The organism is Streptomyces cacaoi (assembly GCF_006539165.1).
In the GTDB taxonomy this organism is placed as follows: domain Bacteria; phylum Actinomycetota; class Actinomycetes; order Streptomycetales; family Streptomycetaceae; genus Streptomyces; species Streptomyces cacaoi.
On sequence record NZ_BJMM01000004.1, the window covers coordinates 283,600 to 302,130 of the forward strand.

Annotated in this window: 17 protein-coding genes; 7 read left to right on the forward strand and 10 right to left on the reverse strand. The window is 73.2% G+C overall.

Translation table 11 applies throughout. From position 1 onward, the window contains the following. Positions 1-7: 7 nt before the first annotated feature. Complete coding sequence (locus tag SCA03_RS06695) at positions 8-1,387, forward strand: hypothetical protein (RefSeq protein WP_086815500.1); 1,380 nt, start codon at positions 8-10, stop codon at positions 1,385-1,387. Positions 1,388-1,408: 21 nt separating this feature from the next. Here SCA03_RS06695 and SCA03_RS06700 read toward each other — a convergent pair whose 3' ends face one another. Both SCA03_RS06700 and SCA03_RS06705 read right to left on the reverse strand, forming a co-directional pair. After that, on the reverse strand, positions 1,409-2,845 hold the full coding sequence (locus SCA03_RS06700; protein ID WP_141275251.1) for a hypothetical protein: 1,437 nt from the start codon (positions 2,843-2,845) through the stop codon (positions 1,409-1,411). Positions 2,846-2,855: 10 nt separating this feature from the next. Continuing rightward, positions 2,856-3,500: a TetR/AcrR family transcriptional regulator gene (locus SCA03_RS06705; protein WP_051846221.1), complete on the reverse strand. Its 645-nt coding sequence runs from the start codon at positions 3,498-3,500 to the stop codon at positions 2,856-2,858. A gap of 234 nt (positions 3,501-3,734) precedes the next feature. Between SCA03_RS06705 and SCA03_RS06710 the strand changes: the two genes are divergently transcribed. From SCA03_RS06710 to SCA03_RS06720, 3 genes are all read left to right on the forward strand, one after another. After that, the gene (locus tag SCA03_RS06710) at positions 3,735-5,219 is read left to right on the forward strand and encodes a purine-cytosine permease family protein (RefSeq protein WP_086818203.1); all 1,485 of its coding nucleotides are present in this window, start codon (positions 3,735-3,737) and stop codon (positions 5,217-5,219) included. 107 nt (positions 5,220-5,326) lie between these two features. Further along, positions 5,327-7,003, forward strand: a complete 1,677-nt coding sequence (locus SCA03_RS06715; RefSeq protein ID WP_086818204.1) for an amidohydrolase — start codon at positions 5,327-5,329, stop codon at positions 7,001-7,003. Positions 7,004-7,237: 234 nt separating this feature from the next. After that, positions 7,238-7,618, forward strand: coding sequence for a VOC family protein (locus tag SCA03_RS06720; protein ID WP_086818205.1), 381 nt, complete (start codon positions 7,238-7,240; stop codon positions 7,616-7,618). Here the strand turns inward: SCA03_RS06720 and SCA03_RS06725 are convergent. Beyond that, positions 7,605-8,804: a helix-turn-helix domain-containing protein gene (locus tag SCA03_RS06725; RefSeq protein ID WP_086818206.1), complete on the reverse strand. Its 1,200-nt coding sequence runs from the start codon at positions 8,802-8,804 to the stop codon at positions 7,605-7,607. The two genes, SCA03_RS06720 and SCA03_RS06725, sit on opposite strands and share 14 nt — an antisense overlap. A gap of 53 nt (positions 8,805-8,857) precedes the next feature. Between SCA03_RS06725 and SCA03_RS06730 the strand changes: the two genes are divergently transcribed. Continuing rightward, positions 8,858-9,373 carry a cupin domain-containing protein gene (locus SCA03_RS06730; RefSeq protein WP_086818207.1) on the forward strand — a complete coding sequence of 172 codons (516 nt, stop codon included), beginning with the start codon at positions 8,858-8,860 and terminating at the stop codon, positions 9,371-9,373. Here the strand turns inward: SCA03_RS06730 and SCA03_RS06735 are convergent, their stop codons facing one another. The 3 genes from SCA03_RS06735 to SCA03_RS06745 form a co-directional block, all read right to left on the reverse strand. Then, positions 9,374-10,153 carry a class I SAM-dependent methyltransferase gene (locus SCA03_RS06735; RefSeq protein WP_141275252.1) on the reverse strand — a complete coding sequence of 260 codons (780 nt, stop codon included), beginning with the start codon at positions 10,151-10,153 and terminating at the stop codon, positions 9,374-9,376. Between the two features lie 1,097 nt (positions 10,154-11,250). Beyond that, positions 11,251-12,174, reverse strand: coding sequence for a hypothetical protein (locus SCA03_RS06740; protein WP_086816479.1), 924 nt, complete (start codon positions 12,172-12,174; stop codon positions 11,251-11,253). A gap of 187 nt (positions 12,175-12,361) precedes the next feature. Further along, a complete protein-coding gene (locus SCA03_RS06745; protein WP_030874681.1) occupies positions 12,362-12,580 on the reverse strand; it encodes a hypothetical protein in 219 nt (72 codons plus the stop codon). Positions 12,581-12,686: 106 nt separating this feature from the next. On the opposite strand from SCA03_RS06745, the gene SCA03_RS06750 reads away from it, so the two are divergent. Next, the gene (locus SCA03_RS06750; RefSeq protein WP_086816477.1) at positions 12,687-13,508 is read left to right on the forward strand and encodes a helix-turn-helix domain-containing protein; all 822 of its coding nucleotides are present in this window, start codon (positions 12,687-12,689) and stop codon (positions 13,506-13,508) included. Further along, entirely contained in the window at positions 13,505-13,813 is a 309-nt protein-coding gene (locus SCA03_RS06755) for a DUF397 domain-containing protein (protein WP_086816475.1), read from the forward strand. Before SCA03_RS06750 ends, SCA03_RS06755 begins: the two co-directional genes overlap by 4 nt. A gap of 142 nt (positions 13,814-13,955) precedes the next feature. On the opposite strand, the gene SCA03_RS06760 is transcribed toward SCA03_RS06755, so the two are convergent. The 4 genes from SCA03_RS06760 to SCA03_RS06775 all read right to left on the reverse strand — a co-directional run bounded on the left by SCA03_RS06760 (position 13,956) and on the right by SCA03_RS06775 (position 17,906). Next, on the reverse strand, positions 13,956-14,423 hold the full coding sequence (locus tag SCA03_RS06760) for a hypothetical protein (RefSeq protein WP_030874676.1): 468 nt from the start codon (positions 14,421-14,423) through the stop codon (positions 13,956-13,958). A gap of 3 nt (positions 14,424-14,426) precedes the next feature. Further along, complete coding sequence (locus tag SCA03_RS06765; protein ID WP_212767197.1) at positions 14,427-15,767, reverse strand: AAA family ATPase; 1,341 nt, start codon at positions 15,765-15,767, stop codon at positions 14,427-14,429. An 85-nt stretch (positions 15,768-15,852) separates the two neighbouring features. Continuing rightward, on the reverse strand, positions 15,853-16,587 hold the full coding sequence (locus tag SCA03_RS06770) for a LuxR C-terminal-related transcriptional regulator (RefSeq protein WP_030874672.1): 735 nt from the start codon (positions 16,585-16,587) through the stop codon (positions 15,853-15,855). Next, positions 16,584-17,906, reverse strand: a complete 1,323-nt coding sequence (locus SCA03_RS06775; RefSeq protein ID WP_086816471.1) for an ATP-binding protein — start codon at positions 17,904-17,906, stop codon at positions 16,584-16,586. Before SCA03_RS06775 ends, SCA03_RS06770 begins: the two co-directional genes overlap by 4 nt. Between the last annotated feature and the right edge of the window lie 625 nt (positions 17,907-18,531).

Here is an 18,531-nt window from a genome sequence, read left to right on the forward strand (position 1 = left end):
GACGTTCGTGGCAGGTGAGGGCATATCCGGCGGCCGTACCGGGGATCCGGACGAGGGAGCGGCCGAGGAGCCCTCGGGCACGGGCGCACGTGGCGAGGGGCCGGGTGAGGGCGCCGGGGGTGAGGGCGCTGCGGGCGAGGTCCGCCCCGGCGGGGGCACTTCGGACGAGGGGGCTTCGGACGAGGGGGCTTCGCGTGACGGCTCCCCGGTGAGCGGCCCTCCCACCGCCGGGGCACGTCCCACCGGCTCCCTCGGGCAGCGGGCGAGGGCGTGGCTGCGGCGGCACCGCAAGGGGGCGTGGGCCGTCGTCGGCGTGGTCGTCGTGCTCGCGGCGGGCGCGGGGCTGTTGCAGTCGCCTGCCGGGCAGGACTGGCGGCTGGCCCGGAAGGCGTGCGAGGGGAAGCTGCCGGGGGACGACCTGGAGACGCTGCGCACCGCCGGGCACCTGGAGGACGAGGAGACGTTCTCCGCGCCTCAAGTGGGGCAGTACGGCTGCCTGTTGCGCAACGACGAGGGCAAGGTCGTCGTGTCCGTCCAGGCGTTCACACGGGCGCGGGACCAGCGGCGCGTGCTCGGACGGCTCGGCGAGGAGGCGCCGCCGTACCGGCTGCTTCCCGGCGCGCTGCCCGGGTACGCGGGCGACGACGGTGAGATCCATCTGATGCCCGAGTGCCCGAAGTTGGGGAAGGACACGGCAGGCGACCCCCGGCGGATGCTGGTGACGACCTGGGTGCCGTTCCTGGAGTCCCGCGCCGAGCGGGCGGCGCTGCTGCGGACGGCCGTCACCCTGACCAACCACGCCTCGGAGCGGCTCGGTTGCGACGACCGGCAGCTCGCGGCGCCCCGTGACGGCGCGGTGCCGCACGACGGTGCCCAGGTGCGCCTGGCCGAGGTCTCCCGGACCCCGTGCGCCGCGCTGAGCCGGGTGCCGCTGGGAGAGGGGGCCGAGGGCGCGAAGGTGCGGGTGCGGGTGTCCGAGCGGACGCCCGTCGCCCGGTGCTCGCTCTCCGTCTCCGGGGCGGACGGACGCCGGCCGGTGCTCGATCTGGTGGCCTGGTACGGGAACTGGGGCGCCGATTCGGACGCCCAGGGCGTCGGGCAGGACCGTCGGGGGAGGGACGCGGACGGCGATCCGACACCGGTGTGGGACGCCTCCCGTGCCTGGGCGACGGCCCGGTGCGGGGGCGAGGCGGCGTCCTTCGACGCGCACTGGCACAGCGGCGGGACGGCGGACGGACGGGCGGAGCGGCGTGTGCTGCCGCGCACGGACGAGGAGAAGGGCACGGTACTGCGGGAGACCGTCAGCCGGTTCGCACGGGACGAGGCCCGGCGGCGGGGCTGCGACGGGCTCGACCTGCCGGGGGCGGACGACCGTCTCCCGGAGTGACGGCGGGCGGGCGCGTGGCGGTCAGTGGTCCAGCAGGGGCCCGTCGGGGTACCGGAGGTCGATCTGGAGCTCGCGGGAGCGGGCGAGGGCGCCACGGAGCCGCTCGGCGGTGTCGGCGGGTACGTGGCGGCGGGCGATCCACAGATCGACGGTGCGGCGGAGCTGCTGCTCGTAGTCCATGAACCAGTCGGCGGCGCGGGGTCCGCCCGTCGTGCTGCCGCCGCCGTCTCCCTCCCCGGTGCCGGCGCGGAGGCCCGCGCGGGCCCATGCGGCGGCCGTCGCGCTCGGCTCGCGGAGGGCGGCGGAGCCCTCGAAGCGGACCTTCGGGCCCTCGGCGCGTGCGCCGGGCGCGTAGCCGCCCGCGCTGTGCCGCAGGACGTCGCGGTCGAAGGCCGCGGCGTTCGGGACACGGCCCGCGGCGACGTGCTCGTCACGGGCGTGTGCGAGCGCGGCCAGACCGGCCGTGCTCCCCTGGAGCCGGGCGCTCACGCTGTCCTCTTCCGGCCCCTCGCCGTCGCCCGGTCCGCCGGACCGCCGTGCCGTGCCGCGCCCGGCGCCCTGGACGGCGGCGGGCAGCGCCTGGTCGCCGCTGAGGGGCTCTATGCGGTCGGCTGCGCGGGCGCGGAGGGCGTCGTAGAGCGTGGCGTAGCTCTTCGGCTCGGCGGCCACGTCCGCGAGGACGGTCTCCAGCTGTTCGCTGTCGAAGTTGTGGGCGCCGAAGAGGAGCCGCACCTCGCCGCTCGCCGGGTCGGTCGTCAGCATACGGGTGGCATGGTGCGCCGCTCCCGCGTCGACGGCGTCCGGCCAGCTCGCCAACAGCCGTGCCGCGTACGGGCGGAACTCCGCCGGGTAGGTCACCTCGTTGTGGCCGCCCTCGCTGCGGCCGCCGAGGAGGTTGACCGCGCGGTGGAGTATCCGGGCCATGGGCGCGGTGTGGCGGCGGGCCGGTGAGGTGCGGTCGTCGGCGGTGCGGCCGGTGGTGGCCGCGGTGAGGATGTCGCCGATGAGGCGGGGGCCGGACGGGCCGTGGCAGGTGTGCCAGTGGCTGTCGGACAGGAGGTCGGTGAGGGCGTCCGGCGAGGCGTTCTTCTCGGCACCGCCGGGGAGTTGGGCGTCGGCGACGTAGCCCGCGCCCGGGTCGAGTGCGCGGGTGGCACGTGCCGGGTCCTGCGCGAGGCGCGCGGTGGCCTTCGGCGGACGCCAGCAGTCGTCCCCGCGGGCGACCTCGTACAGCACCAGACCGGATGCCGCGACGAGGGCCAGCGCGAGCACGGTCACGGCGGTGCGCCGGGCGGCACGCCGCCGGTACCACCGCCGACGCCCGGTGCCCTGCCCACCGGACCCGGCCCCTTCCCCGCCGCCGGACCCTGCCCCGTCCCGCCCGCCCCGCGGCTGCGCTGTGTTCTCCGGAACGTTCTCCGGAACGTCCTCCGGCACGTCCTCCCCCTGGTCCGTCATGCGGGGGACGTTACCCCCGTGGGCGCGGGCGCGCCCCGGATCCGGGCGGGGTGCGGGGGATCAGACGGGTGGCCGCCGCGCGGGCCGTGGTGCGGGCGCCGTCCGCTTCGGCGGCGGAGCGGGAGAGGACGGCGCGGGTGCTCAACCCGTCGAGCAGGGCGAGGAGTTCACCGGCGCGGGCCGGTACCTCCTCGGCGGGCACGGCGAATCTGCCCTGTGCGACGCCCTTGGCGAGCAGGGATTCCAGGTCGCGCTGCCAGCCCTGGTCGAGTTCGTCCTGGATGGCGCCGAGGGCGGCGTCGGTGCCGGTCCTGGCCCACAGTTCGATCCACAGCGTCCAGCGGGGGTCGCGCGGGCCCTGCGGCAGATACAGGTCGATGAACAGGTCCAGCTTGCGGTGTGCGGTGACGCGGCGGCGGAGCAGGGCCGTGCGCTGTTCGGCGAGCGCGGACTCGCTCCAGCGCAGGGCTTCCGCGAGCAGGCGGTCCTTGCTGCCGAAGTAGTAGAGGATGTGGCCGCCGCTGGTGCCGAGCCGGCGGGCGAGCGCGGACATGGTGAGGTCGGCCAGTCCGCCTTCGGCGATGGCCGTCATGGCCTCGTGCAGCATCCGCTCCCGCGCGTTCGCGCCGTCGCGCCGTCGCGCCGCCTCGCTCACCTCTGCCGCCTCTCCGTGGCCTGCCCCGCGGTACGTCGCGAGCCTATGACAACGGATTCCGTGGATTCGCGGCCAGGTGCGGCGGAGGTATTGACGGCGGAAGGAGATCGGCCGCATCTTGAATGCTGTTCTAACTTCTAGAACGCCATTCAAACTCTGGTCCGTCGGGAGCGGCGCAGCACCGGCGGCTACGGGAAGGCACCGCGACGGAGCGGAAGAAGGGTGGGCCGTGCCATGACGACGTCGCCGGCACCGACGACGCAGCAGGACCCGGAGCGCACAGCCGCCCGCCGGCCGGCCGCCACGGGGGCGGCGGGCGACGAGGTCTTCCGCGTCGAGACGCGCGGCATCGAACCCATCCCCGACGAGGAGCGGCACGGCCGGGCCCGGGACGTCTTCTGGCTCTGGTTCGGCTCGAACCTCACCTTCACCTACGTCATCAACGGGGCGCTGGCCGTCACCTTCGGGCTGTCGTTCTGGCAGGCCACCGCGCTCGTGGTGGTCGGCGGACTGACGTTCTTCGTGATCAGCGCGGCCGGGCTGAGCGGCGTACGCACCGGCACGGCCACCCTCGTCGTCTCCCGCGCCCCGTTCGGCGTGCGGGGCAACCTGCCGGCCGGGCTGCTCAATTGGATCGTCAGCATCGGCTACACCATCGTCAACACCGTTGTCGGCGCACAGGCGTTGGAGGCGTTCTTCGCCGACCTCGGCTGGCGGGGCACCGCACCGCGTGCGCTGGCGCTGCTGCTCACGCTCGTGCTGACGTTCACGATCGCCACCTGGGGCCACGCCACCGTCCAGTACGCCGAGCGGGTGCTCGCCTACGTGCTCGCCGCCGGGTTCGGTGTGCTGCTCGTCCTCCTGCTGCCCCGCGCCGACCTCGCCGCCCACACGCACGGTGCCGGGCCCGGCGTCGCCGGCTGGAGCATGGCGCTCGTGGTGATGTTCGCCGGACCGTTCTCGTACATGCCGATGCCGGCCGACTACACCCGCTATCTGCCGCGGACGACGCGGCTGCGCGCGCTCACCTGGAGCGGGGCGCTCGGCGGCTTCGTCTCGTCCGTCGCACTCGGCGTCGCCGGTGTCGCCGCCGCCACCCGCACCGACATGACCGACGCCGTCGCCGGCACCGAGAAGCTGCTGCCCGGCTGGTTCCAGACCCTGTTCCTGCTGCTGGTGCTGCTCGGCTCGGTCACCAACTCGATCCTGACGCTGTACTCCTCCAGCCTCAACCTCCAGGTGCTGGGCATCCCGTGGAGCCGGGCCAGGGCGCTCGTCATCAGCATCGTCGTCACCGCGCTCGGCTCGCTCGGCGCGATGTTCCTCGTCGACTTCACCGACTCGCTGCTCAGCTTCCTCTCCCTGCTGATCATCGTGTTCGCGCCCTGGTCCGGGGTGTTCCTCGCCGACATGCTGATGCGGCGGTGCCGGTACGACGCGGCCGGGCTGCACGAGGGGCGGGGCGGCGCGTACTGGTACCGGGGCGGATACCACCCCGCCGGGATGGCCGCCCAGCTCGGCGGGCTCGTCTTCGCCGCGCTCACCTGCGACTCCGAGCTGTGGACCGGGCCGCTGGTCGCGCCGCTGGGCGGGGCGGACCTCACGGTGTTCAGCGCCGTGGTGGCCGCGCTGCTGTACGTGGTCCTGGCGCGGGGGATCGGCGCGGCGCCCGAGCCGGCTCCGGTGGGGGAGCGGTCCGACCGGACGCAGCGGGAGTAGCCGACGGCGCGTCCGCCGTCAGCGGGCGGACAGTCGGCGGTCGGCGGCCGTCCGCCCTGGTTTTTGTCCTTGTTCGTCTTTCTTGTCGCAAAGGGAGAAGCACGTTGATGTCCCGCACCGTTGGTTCGAAGTCCCCGGGGGCGGCCGGGCCCGCCGATCTCGTGGTCAGGTCGGCGCGTCTGTACACCGTCGACCCCGCCCTGCCGGAGGCCGAGGCGATGGCCGTGCGCGGCGGGCGGATCGTCTGGGTGGGCGGCGACGACGGCGCGGCCGAGTGGGTCGGGCCCGGCACCGAGGTGCTCGACGCCGAGGGGCGGCTCGTGCTGCCCGGCTTCATCGACGCGCACAACCATGTACGGCTCGGCTCCGACGACGCCTGTGTGCAGCTCGCCGGTGCCCGCACCCTGGACGCCGTGCACGAGCGGATCCGGGCCTGGCACGCCGCGCACCCCGAGGCGCCGTGGATCGAGGGCGAGGCGTTCGACTACTCGGCACTGCCGGGCGGCCGGATGCCGTGCGCCGCCGACCTCGACCCCGTCACCGGCGACACCCCGGCCTTCGTGCTCAGCTACGACGTGCACACCGCCTGGCTCAACACCGCGGCCCTGCGCGCGCTCGGTGTCACCCGGGGCCGGACGAGCCTGCCGTTCGGCGAGGCCGAGACCGACCCGGACACGGGCGAACCCACCGGCTTCGTCCGGGACTTCGCCGTCAAGGGCCTGTCCCGGGACGGGCACCGGGCGCTGCGCGAGCTGGGCGTGCCGTGGGCGTCGCCCGACCGGCAGTACGGGCGGCTCGTGCGCAGCCTGGACGACGCCATCCGGTTCGGCATCACCACCGTCGTCGAGCCGCAGAACTCGCTGGACGATCTCGCGCTGTTCGAACGGGCGCGTGCCGAGGGCAGGTTGCGGTCCCGCCTGGTGGCCGCCCTGTTCCACCCGCGCGGCACCGGCGACGCCGATCTGGACGCCTTCGCCGCGGCCGTCGCCCGTCACGACGACGACCGGATCCGGCTGGGCCCGCTGAAGCTGTACATCGACGACGTCGTCGAGCCGCGCACCGCCGCCCTCCTCGAACCGTACGCGGGCTGCCGGCACCACAGGGGCGAGACGTTCTACCCGCCGGAGGAGTTCGCCGGGCTGCTGGCGAAGCTGGACGCGCGCGGCTTCCAGTGCTTCGTGCACGCCACCGGCGACCGGGGGATCCGTACCGTCCTGGACGCCGTCGAGCACGCACGGGAGGTGAACGGGCCGCGGGACGCGCGGCACCAGGTCGTGCACGTCGAGTGCCTGGACGCGGCGGACGTCCCGCGGTTCGCCGCTCTCGGGGTCGTCGCGTGCATGCAGCCGCGGCACTGCGCGCCGGAGATCGCCGGGCCCGGACAGGACTGGGCGGAGAACGTCGGGCCCGAGCGGTGGCGCAGCGCGTGGCCGATGCGCAGCCTGCACGAGGCGGGGGCGACGCTGGCGTTCTCCAGCGACTGGAACGTCGCCGAGATGGATCCGCTGATCGGCATCTACACCGCCGTCACACGCCGCCCGCTGGCCGGCGGCGAACCCTGGCAGCCGCACGAGACGGTCGATGTGGCGACGGCCGTGCACGCCTACACGAGGGGCTCGGCACACGCCAACTTCCTGGAGGACGAGCGCGGTTCGCTCACCGTGGGCAAGCAGGCCGACTTCGTCGTCCTCTCCCGGGACATCCTGCGGGCCGCTCCGGAGGACATCCTGGACACACGCGTCGAACTGGCGGCCGTGGGCGGGGAGTTCGTCCACCGGGCCTGACGGGCCCGGAGGGAGCGGGAGCCGGAGCGGAGGGAGGGAGCAGGCGGACGGGGCGGGGCGCTGCGGGCTCGAAAATCCTTTCAGGTCTGCTCGCCCGCCCGGTACGGTCTCCGGCGTGCACCACCGCGGGCCCGGGCGGGCCCCGGCGTCCCCGGACACCGGAGGAAGCCGCGCGCGTTCCCCGCCCCGGAAGCCCGCACGTCCCCTCCCCTTCCTTGAGAGCAGGTTGTCTTCATGGCGTGCCGGATCAGCGAACTCGTGCTCGGTTGCCACGACCCGGAGGTGCTGGCGCGGTTCTGGTGCGAGGTCCTGGACTTCGTGGTGCTCGACCGCGAAGGCGACGAGTGCATCGAGATCGGACCGCGCGAGGGGTTCGGCGGACCGCAGCCGACGATCATCCTCAGCCGCAGGGACGAGCCGGAGCCGGGCAAGTCCCGGCTGCACATCGATGTCAACGCCACCGACCGCGATCAGGACGCCGAGCTGGAGCGGCTGCTGAAGCTGGGGGCGCGCCGCGCCGACATCGGACAGACCGGCGAGGAGCCGTGGCACGTACTCGCCGACCCGGAGGGCAACGAGTTCTGCCTGCTCAGGGCCCGCATCAAGGAGCTGTGACGGCACCGGGTTCCGAGGCGCCCGCCTGCCCGCCGCGTCGCTGCGTCGTCGCGTCGCCGCGGGCGCGTGCGTGCCCCTGCGCGCCCCGCGGGCGGGTGCGTGCCCCTGCGCGCCCTCGTATGGGTGCGGCCCGGGCATCCGCCGGTCCGAACCGTGCGCGGTAGGCGGCGGGGGTCAGCCCGGTGTGGCGCTGCATCTGAAGGCGCAGGTTGGCCGGGGTGCCGAGGCCGCTGAGCCGGGCCACGGCCTCGAAGCCCGTGCCGCCGCGCTCGATCAGCCGGCAGGCCAGCGCGAGGCGTTCCCCGGTGAGCCAGGCCAGCGGGGTGGTGCCCAGCTGGGTGCGGAACCGGCGGTGCAGGGTGGCGGGGCTGACGGCGGCCCGGGCCGCCAGACGCGCCACGGTGAGCGGGGTGTCCAGGCGTTCCTGCGCCCACTCCAGCAGCGGCGCGAGCGAGGTGTCCCGGGTCTGCGGCACGGGGCGCTCCACGAACTGCCGCTGCCCGCCGTCCCGGTGGGCGGCGAAGACCAGCCGGCGGCTGACCGCGTTGGCCACCTCGGCGCCGTGGTCACGGCGCACCAGGTGCAGCCCGAGGTCGAGTGCGGCGGCGCTGCCCGCCGAGGTGAGGATGTCGCCGTCGTCGACGAACAGCACGTCCGGCTCCAGATGGACGCCGGGGAAGCGGGCCCGGAAGTCGTCGGCCCACTGCCAGTGCGCGGTGGCGCGCCGCCCTTCGAGCACGCCGGCCTCGGCCAGGGTGAAGGCCCCGCTGCACAGTCCGACCAGACGCGCCCCGCGTGCGTGCGCGCGGCGCACGGCGTCCAGCACGGCGGGCCGCCGCGGGACGTCGACGTCCGGCCGGTTCGGCACGATCAGGGTGTCGGCGGTGTCGGCGGCCGACAGGTCACCGACGCCGGTGAGGGTGAAGAAGCCGTCCCGCATACGGGTGCGGGGACCTGCCGCGCACAGCCGGAAGTCGTACAGATCCCGGCCCAGTTCGGGGCGGTGCAGGCCGAACACCTCGGTGGCGCAGCCGAGTTCGAACGGGTTGGAGTTCTCGTCGACGAGGACGACGACACGGTGCGGACGCCCCGGAACTCCGTCCGTGGCCCCGGCGGCCACGTCCCCGGCCCGGGCCCCGTCGCTGCCCCCGGGGTCGCCGCCCCCTTGCAAGGATCCTTGCGCCATATGCGATTCCTAGCACTCACGCCGGTGCGCCTCAACGCAGCAGGATCACCGCCATGAGCACCGCACAGCCCGAACAGCCCGAACAGCCCGAGAAGCCGGCCCCCGTCGACCTCGCCGCCGCGCTGGCCTCCTTCGATGCGTTGTGGAGCCCGCACATCGTCACGCGCGTCAACGACTACGACGTACGCGTCGCCAAGGTCGAGGGCGAGCACATCTGGCACGTGCACGACGACACCGACGAGTTCTTCCTCGTCCTCGACGGCGAACTGTTCATCTCCCTGCGGGAGTCCACGGAACCGGCGGGGGCCTCCCGGGGGCCCGGCGAACCCCCGGGTGCCGCGCGGGATTCCGCGCAGGGACCGGTGCCGGAGCGGACCGTCCGGCTGCCGCGCGGTGCCGTCTTCACCGTGCCCCGGGGCACCGAGCACCGGCCGTACGCGCCCACCGGCGCCGCCATCTTGCTGTTCGAACCGACGGGCACGTCCTCCGTCGGCGACCGGCACGACGACGTCCCCACCCACGTCGACGCGACCACGGGCCACACCCTCACCACCGCGCCGAACAACTGATCACCGCGTCCCTGACTCCCGCCCTGCCTCCTGCTCCGCCTCCGGCCGCCGGAAGAGCGCCGTCCACAGGAAGGGCTCCCCGAAGTACGGGGAGTCGGGCGGCTCGTCGCGCATCCGGCGCAGCTCGATCTCCGTGAAGCCGGAGAAGACGTGACGCAGCGACTCCGGGGTGTAGGCGAAGCCGCCCCGGGGCCCGCCCGTCCGGTAGAAGTCCTCGTCCGGCAGTTCCGAGCCGGAGCCGGGAGCACCGGCGGCGAAACACGTGAGCGCGAAGTGGCCGCCGGGCGCCAGGAGTTGGTGCAGCAGTGCCAGATGGCTGACGCGCCGGTGCGGGGGCAGATGGTGGAAGCAGCCGGAGTCGTGGATCAGGTCGTAGGGGCCGTGCAGAGCGGGGCCGGAGCCGGGCGGCGCGAAGGCGTCACCGAGATGGAAGGCGGGGGCGACACCGGCCGCCCGGGCGCGCTCGCGTGCCCAGGCGAGGGCGGAGGGCGAGAGGTCGACCGCGTCGACGGTGAACCCCGCCGTGGCGAGGTGCAGTGCGTTGCGGCCCGGCCCGCAGCCCAGGTCGAGCGCGCGGCCGGGGCGCAGCAGGCCGCGCTCCAGGTACGAGGCGAGGCTCTCGTCGGGCTTCTCGGTGAAGAACGGCACGCCCCGGCCACGCTCGGCATAGAAGCCGTCCCACCAGTCCGCCGCCCGGCCGCTCCACCGGTCGGCCCCGGGCGCACCCAGCCCGTCCAGCAGCCCGAACAACTCCTCGACGGTCCGCACCGGCCGGCCCATTCCGACTCCCCTCCGCGCATGGCGCGTCTGCCCGCACGGCGCCACCGCGCCGGGCACCGTCCGTACCGCGAGCGTAGCCCCGTGCCGGGCATACCCCCAGGTCAGCGGCCGTTCGAGGATCTCCTGAACGGGCCCCTGCCGAGCCGTCGCACACCCGGCGGCCCCACCCCTCCGCGCACCCCCGGAAACACCGCGCGGCCCCCGTGCGAGCCCGTCCCGGCCCCGCTGAGCGGTACGCCGAGGTCCCGTTCTGCGGTCGGCCGAAGTTCCGTTCTTCTGTGCGTGGTGTCCCTCGGACGGTGTGATGTGGAGCACCCGTACGCGATGGAATATGCCGCGTGAGCTGGACGCTTTGTCGGGGCCTCGGCCGGCCGGGACCGGCCAACATGTGGTCAGCAGGTGCACAGTTGCCGGAATTGCAGGCAAGATAGGGGGCGTTGCGGCTTGCGCGTGTGATCCCCCACAGAATTCGCATTCACCTTGCGTACGTGGCGGTAACGACTTGCCTCGTCAAGACGTGAAGAAGGCCCTGCCTGTCGCATTCCACAGCAGTTGGGCAGGGCCTTGTCGCACCATCGCAGCTGCGACGCGCCCCGGCCTTTTGGGCCGGGGCCTTTTCGCGTCAGAGGGGCCAGTGCTCCCGCACGATCTTGTAGAGCGTGTAGGCCGGACCCATCCAGCGGAACCGGCGATACCACCGGTCCTGCTCGCACCTTCGACAGTGCCCCTCCGGCTTCTCGGCCATCGGGCACCTCCCTCCCTCTGTGTCCGAGACCACGCTTTCGTGGCCTCCGCGGAGGGTCACGAAGTGACTCGAATCAACGGGAGGTTGGTGTGATTCGGTCACCTTACAGGCACCCGAGGACAGAATTTCACCGCTGTTGGTAATCGCGCGGCTCCCGGCAGTCACTGCGTGCCAGGCGACGCGCGTAGCTGTCGGTGCGGAAGAAAAGGCGGTGAACGATGATCAACCGGCCGAACTGCGCATTCATTTGACGGGCCGTAGGGAACGGCGTGTCATGTGTGGTGCATGTATCGAAGGTCACATCCGCTCCGCTTCGGCCCGAACGCGGGCGAATCCGCTGCCCCCTTCGGGCTCAGGCCCGCGCTGCCCGCATCCCCCGCGCTGTGTCGGCTGCCCGTGCCGCCCGGAACGCCGCGAGGCCGCCGCCCGCACGTGGCGTCTCCGCCGGGCCCGAGCGGCAGTCCGCGCAGAGCCGTTCGTCCTCGTCCGGCAGGAAGAGGCGTGGCTGGACGTGGGTGCCCGCGCACTCCCGCATACGCGTGACACGGGGCGACGGTGCCGGTGCAGTGCCCACAGGCTCCGACGGTCGCGGCAGCGCATGCTCCAGCCGCCACCGGAGCGCACCGAGCGGCGAACGGGCGCTCTCCAGCCCGGAGATGAGGGTGCTGCGCACCTCGTCGGCCGTCATGCCGAGCCCCAGCCACCGCACCGCGAGCGGCGCCCAGCGGCGAGCCTTGCGCGGTGGCATGGCCAGGAACGGTGCCGCTCTGCCGAGGGAGAGGAGCAGGGCTTCCGCTTCCGCTTCCGCCTCCCGGGGTGCCGCCGCCGGTACTGCCCCGCTCGTCGCGGCGGCTGCCGCCGGGTGGGAGGTGTTGTTCCCGGGGTCTTCACGGGGTTGAGGGGCAGCCGGCCGGTCCGCCGGTGCACCGGGGGCCGGTGGGGAGCCTGTCGGAGGTGCGAGCGCCGCGCGGGCCTCCTCGGCCGTCAGCGGGGTGTTCGCGATCAGCTGGACGGTGATCCACCGTCCCCGCTCACCCTGCCGCCGCCACTCGAACAGATAGTGCTCGGCCCGCAGTTGGCGCTTCGCCTGCTGGAACGCCACCTTGCCGATACCGGCCCGCTGCGCGGTCCGCGACAGCGGCTCGTCCGCCCCGTCGGGCAGCGACAGTTGCCAGAGGAGCAGGCGGACCGCGTTCGCGGACAGCCGGGGGTGCCGGATGAGGTCGTTCGGCACCTGCGAGAAGAAGCGCGAGGGCGCGATAACATGCCGCTGCATCCCAGGGTCCCTTTCGCTGTTTAGACCTTGGTGGTGAAGGCCCTCGCCGGTGTTGGCGCACCGTCGGGGGCCGCCTCATGTGACGCGTGAGGCGAGTTGACGAGTGGCAGCGTACACCGCGTGTGAGGCCGCAACGGTATACCGCTACGGTGCGTAAATCCCCTGCCATGGCGGGGCGTTGGCCGGATCACGGCAGTCGGCTCTGCCAGTTGAGTCCGCGCACCCGGGCGCTCAGCTCCTCTCCCGCCTGCGCCGCCCGGACCGCCTTGGGCGGCACATCCCATTCGATCCCGCCACCCGGCGGCCGCAACTGCACGAACGGCCCGTCCACGGCCATCACTTGACCGACCCGTCCGTCCCTGGTGTCCACCGCAAACGCCCCGACCGGGGGAATCCCGCTGCTCATGGCTCGAAGTGTGCGGATACCGGCGTACGGTGCCGAGTTACGACGTGGGGACGTCCAGTGGTCGCACCCCGGGCGCACCGGGGTGCCGGGTCCAGGAGGTGGGCGGATGCCCGGCAACGGCAGGAGCAGCGACGAGCGCCCCATGGCGTGGCGCTACGCGGGCGACCAGCTGAAACGCTGGCGAGAAGCGGTCGGCGTCAGTCGGCAGAAGCTGGCCGACGAGGCGGGGTACAGCTACGAGGCGATCAAGGGCATGGAGCGCGGCGTACGCAAGCCGCAGGCGCATGTGTTGCGCTGCGCCGATGAACTGTGCGGTGCCAAGGGGAAGTTGGCCGCAGCGGAGGAGTACCTCCGGCCGCAGCCGTTTCCGTCGTATTCGCAGGACTTTATGGCGGCGGAGGCCGAGGCCATCTCGCTGTGCTCGTACGAGAGCGAGTTCGTTCCGGGGTTGTTGCAGACGGAGGAGACAGTGCTCGCGATGCTGCACGCCCATTGCCCCCCTCTTGATGACGAGACGGTGGCGGAGCGGGCCCGCGCACGGCTGGAGCGCCGCATGCTCCTCGACAAGCAGAACAGGGCTTTCAACTTCGTGCTGTCGGAGTCGGCGTTGAAGGAGCGTGTGACAGGACCGGAGGCGCACAAACGGCAGTTGCACCATCTGTTGGACATGGGTGCACGGCGCAACGTCACCATCCAGGTGATGCCGTACGGCCGAGGCCCGCACCCCGGCCGACTGGGGCCTTTCGTGCTGCTTGAGACCCCGGACCACGAGTACATGGGGTACGAGGAGGGGCAGACGACCGGCGTGCTCTACAGCGACCTGGCCAAGGTCTCCGTCATCCGGCAGCGCCATGAAATGATCCTGAGGTTGGCCCTCGGACCGGAGGAGTCGGCGGCGTTCATCGGCAAGTTGGCGGAGGAGCTATGAGCGACGAGCTGGTGTGGTTCAAGTCGAGCTACAGCAACACCGAAGGTGGCAACTGCGTCGAGGTCGCCCTGACGTGGCGCAAGTCGAGCTACAGCAACACCGAGGGCGGCGCCTGCGTCGAAGTCGCTCTCGACTGGCGCAAGTCGAGTCACAGCAACGATGAGGGCGGCGAGTGCGTCGAGGTGGCGGCCTGCCCGGGCACCGTCCATGTGCGGGACTCCAAGGACGTGTCGGTCCCGCACCTTGCCTTCGCCGCGGAGGCGTGGTCGAGCTTCGTGGCGCGGGGTGCGGTGCGTCAGGCGTAGCGGTGGGTCGGCGGCCGGGCGTCGAGGTGTCGTCGCCGGGCCGCCGACCCGTTCGGGGGCCCGGGCCCCCGCCTCACACCAACCGGCGGGCCGTCGCCCGGCGCGGTGGCAGTCGGGTCACACGTCCGAGGCCGACGAACCGTCAGGCGTAGGAGGCCAGTTGGCGGTCCAGAGTCCAGATGTCGGCAGTCGTGCAGGCCACCCGCTCCAAGTAGCGGTTGCGTTCGGCCAGGATGCACAGGTCGCCGCAGCCCAACCGCTGGGATGCCAGCTCGGTCAGGGACAGCCCCGTCCCGGCCCCGGCCACCAGCTCCCGTAGGTGCTGCTCGTCCCATTCCACCCGGTTCAGCGTCCAGGGCGCCTTGCGTTCCACCACCATCCGCAGGACATCGGAGAACCGTTCGGCGCAGGACCGGCGGGCGCGCCCGTCCGACACCTGGGCCACGTGGTTTCCCGTTTCGAGTACGGCGGTGACCGGAAGGACCAGATCGCTGCTGACGCGACGCGCTCTCAGTTCGTCGGCCACGGCTGCACGGTCCTGGTCCATGTGCGGTACCCGGAGAAGGTTGCACAGAACCGAGGTGTCGACGAAGGTGACGGGACGTGCCATGGGTCAGTCGATTCCCAGGAGCCGGTCGAATTCGGTGTAATCGCGCTCGGGTGGGCGCCCCGGAAGCAGTCCGCGGGTGATGACGTCCCCCAGTCGTCCTTCTGCCATGGCCGCGGAGTAGCCCTCCAGATCCGTCAGTTGCTGGAGGCGGCTTCTGCCGGTCGCGGTGTCGCGGTCGCAGACGACGACGCCCCGGTGGTCGGCTCCGGTGAGTGCCGACAGCAGGGCGGGGCTGTGGGTCGTCACCAGCGTCTGGGTGTGCTCGCGGGCGGACGCCTCGTGCAGCAGCTCCAGGAGGAGGGACGCCTGCGACGGGTGCAGCCCGTTCTCCAGTTCCTCGACGACCAGGGTGAGTGAAGGCTCCGTCCCGGGCTCCGTCCCGATGGCGACCCCGTGCCGGCCCGTCAGCAGCGCGGTGGAGACCGCCAGGAAGCGGAGCATGCCGTCGCTCAGCTCGCGGGCCGGGGTGACGCTCCCTCCCCCTTCGTCCACGAGCAGCATGACGTCGCCGAGGTCGGAGCGGGTGGTGCGCACCTGCTCGATGGGGTGCTCGGCGATGCGCCGCAGGCCGGCGACCAGCCGGTCGAACTCCGCCGGGTCGCGCTCCGCGACGCGGCTGACCGCGGCCGACAGGTTCTCCGCGCTGCGCCGCAGTTCGGCGTCCCGAGCGGGAACGTACTGCCGCATCAGGTGCGGGACCGGGTCCAGATGGAAGACGCCGCGCAGCGCGCCGGTCACCACTTCGGCGACCTCGACGACCTCCCGCTCCGGGTCGGAGAGGGCGGGCAGCCGCGTCGGCAGCTGCGTCGTCAGCAGCCGGTCGCAGCGGAGGGAGGCGTGCGGGCGACGGCCGGGTTTGCCGTTGTACCACTTGATGCCGATGTCCCCGCTGTCCGGCTGGGGCGGGAGGGTCTCGAAGAGCACTTTGTGCCCGCCGTATGTCGGTCCGGTCAGTCGCTCGCTGACGATCCGCACGTCGGGGTGTACCTGTACCGTCACGTCCAGGTGGGCCGGAGCCTCCCAGGGGGTGTCGACCGTGCAGCCCAGTGTGAAGACGTCCTCGCCGTGCGGTGGGCAGCCCTCCAGACCGCCTCGTACCGATCCCGTGTCCCGGCGACGGCCGTCCAGCGCGTCCCGGATCTCCTCCCCTTCCGCCAGGCGGGAGAGTACGTCGAGGCCGTCCAACGCGTTGGACTTGCCGCTGCTGTTGCGCCCGATGAGCACGGTGAGAGGTGCCAGGGGCAGCACGGCGTCCCGGAACGTCTTGAACCGCGTGAGCCGAAGCTGCGACAGCGGAGCCGAGGGGGCGGTCACAGTGTCGGTCCCGGCTGACGTGTGGGACAAGAAGACCTCCTGGAACTCGGACGGCAGCCTACGCCGGACAAGTGGCCGCGGTGACGGTGCACTTCGGCTCCCCGCACGCCCCGCCTCACACCAACCGGCGGGCCGTCGCCCAGCGGGTCAGTTCGTGGCGGTTGGACAGTTGGAGTTTGCGGAGGACGGCCGAGACGTGGGTCTCCACCGTCTTCACGGAGATGAACAGCTGCTTGGCCACCTCCTTGTACGCGTAGCCGCGCGCGATCAGCCGCAGGACCTCGCGTTCGCGCTGGGTGAGGCGGTCGAGGTCCTCGTCGACGGGCGGGGCGTCGGTGGAGGCGAAGGCGTCCAGGACGAAGCCCGCGAGGCGCGGCGAGAAGACGGCGTCGTTGTCCGAGACGCGGAAGACGGCGTCCACCAGGTCGTCACCGGTGATGGTCTTGGTGACATAGCCGCGCGCGCCGCCGCGGATGACGCCGATGACGTCCTCGGCCGCGTCCGAGACGGACAGCGCCAGAAAGCGCACGGGCTGCTCGACGGCGCCCATCAGCGGGGCGCAGCGGCGCAGCACCTCCACCCCGCCGCCGCCCGGCAGATGCACATCGAGCAGGACGACATCGGGCCGGGTGGCCTGGATGACGGTGACGGCCTGGTCGACGTCGCCGGCCTCGCCGACCACGTCGACGCCCGTCTCCTCCGTGCGGCCGATCTCGGCCTGCACGCCCGCCCGGAACATCCGGTGGTCGTCGACGAGGACGACCCGGACCCTGCGGGCCCCGCCCCCGTCCTGCTCCTCGGCGCCCCGCGGGGCCCCGCTCTCGTTCGGTCCGCTCGCCTCGTCGGTCACGACCCGTCCGCCCTCTCCATCTCCAGCTCCACCTCGGTGCCCTCGCCCGGCGCCGTACGCAGCCGGGCCGTGCCCCCGTTGCGCTGCATCCGGCCGATGATGGACTCGCGCACACCCATCCTGTCCTCCGGCACCGCGTCCGGATCGAAGCCCGGACCCCGGTCCCGCACGGAGATGAAGACGGTGCACCCCTCCACCTCGGCGAACACCTGCACCGGTCCGCCCTCGCCACCGTACTTGGCCGCGTTCACCATCGCCTCACGCGCGGACTGGAGCTGCGCCCCCAGCCGTTCGTCCACCGGGCAGTCCCCGACGCACACGACCTCCACCGGCACCCCGTGGTAGTCCTCGACCTCGGCGGCCGTCGCCCGGACCGCCTCGGCCAGCGTCCGGGGCTGCTCGTCCTCCTCGGCGGCCTCGCCCGCCGCGCCCGGCCGCCCCCTGTCCGGCTTGTACAGCCACTCGCGCAGCTCCCGCTCCTGGGCGCGGGCCAGCCGGGCCACCTCGCGCGGGCGCTCCGCGTTGCGCTGGATCAGGGTGAGGGTGTGCAGCACCGAGTCGTGGACGTGCGCGGCCACTTCGGCGCGCTCCTGGGCGCGGATACGCATCAGCCGCTCCTCGGACAGGTCCTGCATCATCCGCACCAGATACGGCCCGGCCATCAGCGCGATACCGACGATGACCGCCAGCGCCGCCTGGAGCACCGAGCCCAGGTGGCTGACCGAGCCCTGCACGACGACGATGCCGGTCACGCCCGCCGCCACCAGCGCCACACCGGCGGCGCTGCGCGCCAGCGGCAGCAACCCCTTGCGGCGGCTGACCTCCGCCCAGTGCTCCCGGCGGGAGTTGTCGGCCTGCCGCCAGACGAGGGCGACACCGATACCGATCAGCACCACCGGCCACAGGTAGGTGTTGGCGGCGCCGAACTGGAGATTGTCCGCGAGGATGAAGATCGCGACGATCAGCGCCACGACCGCCAGCAGCGAGCCCTTCTCCGGCCTGCGCACGAACCGCCGCAGCCCCGGACGCCCCACCGCCTCCACCGGACGGGGCGCACTGCTCACCCCGCCCGTGCCCAGCGGGACGACGAACCAGAACGCCGCGTACAGCAGCACCCCGAGCCCGTTGGCCACGCTCAGCGCGATGAAGACCACCCGGACCCACGACACCGGCAGCGCCAGATGCCCGGCCAGGCCCCGTGCGACCCCGCCCAGCAGGCGGCCCTCGGCGCTGCGGTAGAGCCGGCGCAGGGGCGCGGCCTCGTCGGCGGGCGGCGGCTCCGCTGACGCGTGCGCGGTCGGGGAGGCGGGGGCGGTCATGCCCCGATCGTCACATGCCGCGCCGCGCCCGACATCAGGGTCGACCCCTGAACCGGCCCCTGACCCGTCCCCGAGGAGCGCCCGGCGTTCCCGTACCGATCTCAGGGACGGCTCCGGGTAGGGCCCCGATGCCGTGCGGTGCGGGGACAGCGACCATGGGGGCATGACGCAGGACGAGCAGCGCGCCCCGGAGCGGTCGTATGCCGGCGCGGCCGGCGCCGGACCGGCCGGGGGCCACGCGTCTTCCGTGCCGTCCGGCCCCGGGCCCGGGCCGCGATCCGATTCCGGCAGCGCGTCCGGTTCCGGTAGCGCGTCCGGTTCCGGCAGCGCCTCCGCTTCCGGTGGCGCCTCTGGTCCCGGCAGCGCCTCTGGTCCCGGTGCCGGTGGTGCTTCCGCTTCCGGTGGCGCTTCCGCTGTCGGGGTCGCTTCCGCTGCCGGGGGCGCTTCCGGCGTCGGTGGTGGTGCCGACGCCGGGCCGGTCCACGGGGCCGGTGCCGCCGGGGAGCGCGGAACCGGTGGGGTGGGCGAATCCGGTGGTCGGGGCGGCGCGGGGGGCCGCCCCGGCCCGGTGGATTCCGCAGAACCAGGAGCCTCTGGAGGCCCCAAGAGGCCCGAGGACTCCGGG

Coding starts and splice junctions, on each gene's coding strand:
- SCA03_RS06755 (WP_086816475.1), top strand. CDS start 13,505: ATGAGCGACGAGCTGGTGTGGTTCAAGTCGAGCTACAGCAACACCGAA.
- SCA03_RS06760 (WP_030874676.1), bottom strand. CDS start 14,423: ATGGCACGTCCCGTCACCTTCGTCGACACCTCGGTTCTGTGCAACCTT.
- SCA03_RS06720 (WP_086818205.1), top strand. CDS start 7,238: ATGGCGTGCCGGATCAGCGAACTCGTGCTCGGTTGCCACGACCCGGAG.
- SCA03_RS06700 (WP_141275251.1), bottom strand. CDS start 2,845: ATGACGGACCAGGGGGAGGACGTGCCGGAGGACGTTCCGGAGAACGTT.
- SCA03_RS06740 (WP_086816479.1), bottom strand. CDS start 12,174: ATGCAGCGGCATGTTATCGCGCCCTCGCGCTTCTTCTCGCAGGTGCCG.
- SCA03_RS06735 (WP_141275252.1), bottom strand. CDS start 10,153: ATGGGCCGGCCGGTGCGGACCGTCGAGGAGTTGTTCGGGCTGCTGGAC.
- SCA03_RS06775 (WP_086816471.1), bottom strand. CDS start 17,906: ATGACCGCCCCCGCCTCCCCGACCGCGCACGCGTCAGCGGAGCCGCCG.
- SCA03_RS06715 (WP_086818204.1), top strand. CDS start 5,327: ATGTCCCGCACCGTTGGTTCGAAGTCCCCGGGGGCGGCCGGGCCCGCC.
- SCA03_RS06750 (WP_086816477.1), top strand. CDS start 12,687: ATGCCCGGCAACGGCAGGAGCAGCGACGAGCGCCCCATGGCGTGGCGC.
- SCA03_RS06725 (WP_086818206.1), bottom strand. CDS start 8,804: ATGGCGCAAGGATCCTTGCAAGGGGGCGGCGACCCCGGGGGCAGCGAC.
- SCA03_RS06710 (WP_086818203.1), top strand. CDS start 3,735: ATGACGACGTCGCCGGCACCGACGACGCAGCAGGACCCGGAGCGCACA.
- SCA03_RS06730 (WP_086818207.1), top strand. CDS start 8,858: ATGAGCACCGCACAGCCCGAACAGCCCGAACAGCCCGAGAAGCCGGCC.
- SCA03_RS06745 (WP_030874681.1), bottom strand. CDS start 12,580: ATGAGCAGCGGGATTCCCCCGGTCGGGGCGTTTGCGGTGGACACCAGG.